Annotated in this window: 1 protein-coding gene and 1 pseudogene; both read left to right on the top strand. The window is 44.1% G+C overall.

Annotation, left to right across the window (positions count from 1 at the left end):
- Positions 1-2,121: LamG-like jellyroll fold domain-containing protein (locus F6K37_RS35020; protein WP_353838882.1), on the top strand; the 2,121-nt coding region annotated here is incomplete at its 5' end.
- A gap of 143 nt (positions 2,122-2,264) precedes the next feature.
- Positions 2,265-3,543 (top strand): annotated as a pseudogene (locus tag F6K37_RS35015) (hypothetical protein); the annotation flags it as partial.

Here is a 3,543-nt window from a genome sequence, read left to right as displayed (position 1 = left end):
AGCAATACAGTAACTGTTGATAATGCAGTCATTCAGACCCGTGTAGAAGAGGGAGCTACTGGTAATGGAGGAGATATTAATATCACTACTTCCTCCCTATCTCTTATTAATGGTGGGCGGGTGGAAGCAGGAACCTTCGGTGTAAGTCAAGCAGCTCTAACTTCTGAGTCCTATCAGAATATTGTGCAACGAGATCAGCCAGTAGCCTACTGGCGTTTAGACGAAACTACTTCGATAACGGCTGTTGACAGTTCTGGCAATGGCTTCAATGGTACTTACAGGAATGGTGTAACTCAGGGAGTTCCAGGAATATCAGGCACAGCAGGAGAATTTGATGGCAACAATGATGCTGTGGATGTTGGTATTATTGCACCAGGGTCGGAATTAGATATCAGCAATAAAGCCTTCACCGTAGAAGCCTGGGTCAAGCCAGACGAACTAAAAGAGCAATCCTATGTTGGGATACATCCAAGCAATAACCGAAACGATGGTGACGGTGACAGTCTATATTTCCGAGTGACCAGTAACGGGTCTGTCCGTTTTGGTGACTTTCCCGATGACTTGGAAACACCAGGGAACATCATTGAACCAAATACTTGGTATCACATTGTAGCTACTTATGACCAAGACTCCAACACCAACACCATTTTTGTGGATGGTCGGGAAGTGATCAGTAACAACCAAGGTGCTTTTGAAAGTCAAAACCCCCGTGTCTTGATCGGGAATTGGACGAGGGGTAACGGAGGATTCAACCAACCCTTCAATGGTGTGATTGATGAAGTCGCAGTCTATGACGAAGCCTTATCCCGTGAAAGCATTACTAGTCACTTCTTACTGGGCCAACTAAATCTTGGTGTATCTCCGGAATCCTTACCTGATCGTGCAGCAGATGCTGGCACCATTACAGTCAATGCTACTGATCAGATTACTATATCTGGAGTTAGTCCCACTAATAGTGACCTTGCTAGTGGTTTAGTGTCTAGCAGCTCAGGCAATTTCAGTGGTGTAGCTGGTGAAATCAGCATCGAGACTGATTCCTTGAAAGTGGCGGATAGAGGAGAAATAAACGTAAGCAGTCAGACAGCTCAAGCTGGTACGATCACCATCAATACTAATTCCCTCAAGGTTGAGGATGGAGGGATAATCACCGTAAGCAGTCAGACAGGTCAAGCCGGTGATATCACCATCAATAGTGATTCCCTCAAGGTTGAAGATGAAGGGATAATAACCCTAACCAGTGAGACAGGTCAAGCCGGTGATATCACCATCAATAGTGATTCCCTCAAGGTTGAAGATGAAGGGATAATCACCGTAACCAGTAACAAAGGGGTAGCAGGCGATCTAAGAATTAATGCTAATTCCCTGTTGCTTAACAACGGAAAACTTTTCGCTGAAACTGCCAATAATAATAATCAAGTATCAGGAGGGAACATCACACTAAACGTATCAGACTTAATACAGCTCAAAAACGAAAGTCTGATCTCCGCACAGGCTTTAGAAGCTAACGGAGGTAACATCACGATTGATAATAATCCATTTCTGATTGCTTTTCCCCCAACTGGTGATAATGGTAGCGATATCATTGCTAATGCTCCAATGGGTCAAGGGGGTAATATCAGGATCAATGCCTTCAGCATTTTTGGTGATATTGAAGAGCGCAAAGCTATCCCAGGCAATGGCACCAATGATATAGATGCCTCTGGTCAGACAGACGGTATGGTTAATATCAACACCATCGATAACTTCGATGAACGAGAGCCCAACAGCTTACCCACGGACCCAGGCAAGGCTCAATTTGACCAACGCTGTCAACCGAGTAATAGCACTAGCAGTAGCTTTATCAATACTGGACGTGGAGGATTACCCCCTCGCCCAGGTCAAATCAGCAGCAATAGCAATTGGGAAGATATACGCCGTCCCACTCCCCGTGGACGGTATCGCTCCCGGACTGCATTGGTGAAGCCCCCCGTTCAGCCCCCCACTACCCCTAAGCCAAAACGAATTATAGAAGCTCAAGGCTTGATGATTGATGCTGAGGGCAATATCTTTCTTACTGCATATCCAACTACCGTGACACCGGATGGATTTAGGCAGGTGTCTAGGTCTTGTTATCTGCGATAGGGAATCGGGAATCGGGATGCAGCGTGGAACAGGCATCTTGCCTGTTTCAAATGACAAAAATTTAGATATACCTCAGCCTTACTATGAAACGTCATACTCTATTCAAGAGATAATTTAATAGAAACCCTAGATTTAGCGTCCCTATGCTTCGCGCGACCCGAGTTGGCACCCAAGCCCTACTTTTTTTTCTCCTAAATTTAGTTCTCCCCATTGGCATCCTCCCGGTCTTATCCTATCCCAGCACTGTTAAGCCAATTCCTCAAGATTGGTCAGCGTCAGATTTAGTGGAACAAGGCAGAGCATTCTACACCAAAGGTCAGTTTAATCAAGCAGCAACCACTTGGGAACAAGCGGCACAAGCCTATGAATCCCAAGGGGATATACTACATCAGGCGATGGCATTGAGTTATCTGTCCTTGGCTTACCAGAAACTCCAACAGTGGTTTGATGCCGAAGATGCGATCGCATTTAGCCTCAACCTGTTAGAGACCGGAGCAGATCTCAGGGATAGCCCAGACTACCAGCAAATCCAAGCCCAAGCTCTCAACACCCTAGGTAGTCTAGAATTAGCCTTAGGACAACCAGACACTGCTCTAGAAGCCTGGCAATTGGCTACTGAGATTTATCAACAATTAAAGGATGACATTGGCATTACAGGTACCCTAATTAATCAAGCCCAAGCGATGGAAGCCTTAGGACTTTACCGTCGCACCTGTAAAACCTTATTACAAGCCTTAAAGCTGGACAATAATTGCGATTTGTCCAATCAAGAACGGTTTGAAACGGTGCTGCAAACCTTTCAACAAACCCCTGATCCCCAGATTAAAATCCTTGGCTTACGTAGCCTTGGGAATACTCTCCGTCTGCTCGGGGACTTAAACCACTCTCAGCAAGTGCTTAAAGCAAGTTTGAAAGTAGCTCAACCTCCTCTCGAAAAACGAGAGACATTACTGAGTTTGGGGGATACAGAACGTTCTTGGTACAACCACTATAAACAATTATACACCAGAACCAACTTGATAACTGAGCAAAAAAAAGTTAAACAACAGGTTATTGCTCAGGTTGATCATGCTATAAAATACTATCAAGAATCTCTTCAAGAGTCAAGCAAATTATCAGCTTCAACCAGCTTAGACATTGAACCAAAACTACAGCGATTAAGTCTACTCATTGATTACCACAATTGGTTAGAAAATTTAAATCATGAATATAATAATGATAATCAAGTTCCAAATATCCAAGACGTGAAATCTAAAATTAATGACCAAGTCAAGGAATTACTCAACAGCGAGATTACTAAATTACCAGCTAGTCGAACCGCAATCTATGCTCAAATCAATTTTGTCGAAAGCCTGATCAGCTATGATCTAAAATCGAACAACCATCAAGACAATCTTCAGCGGTCATCCTTTATCCTTCAGA

It is taken from the genome of Moorena sp. SIO4E2 (genome assembly GCF_010671945.1).
Classification (GTDB): Bacteria; Cyanobacteriota; Cyanobacteriia; order Cyanobacteriales; family Coleofasciculaceae; genus Moorena; species Moorena producens.
The sequence above is the reverse complement of the archived record's forward strand: the minus strand, read 5'-3'. Positions and strand labels throughout refer to the sequence as shown.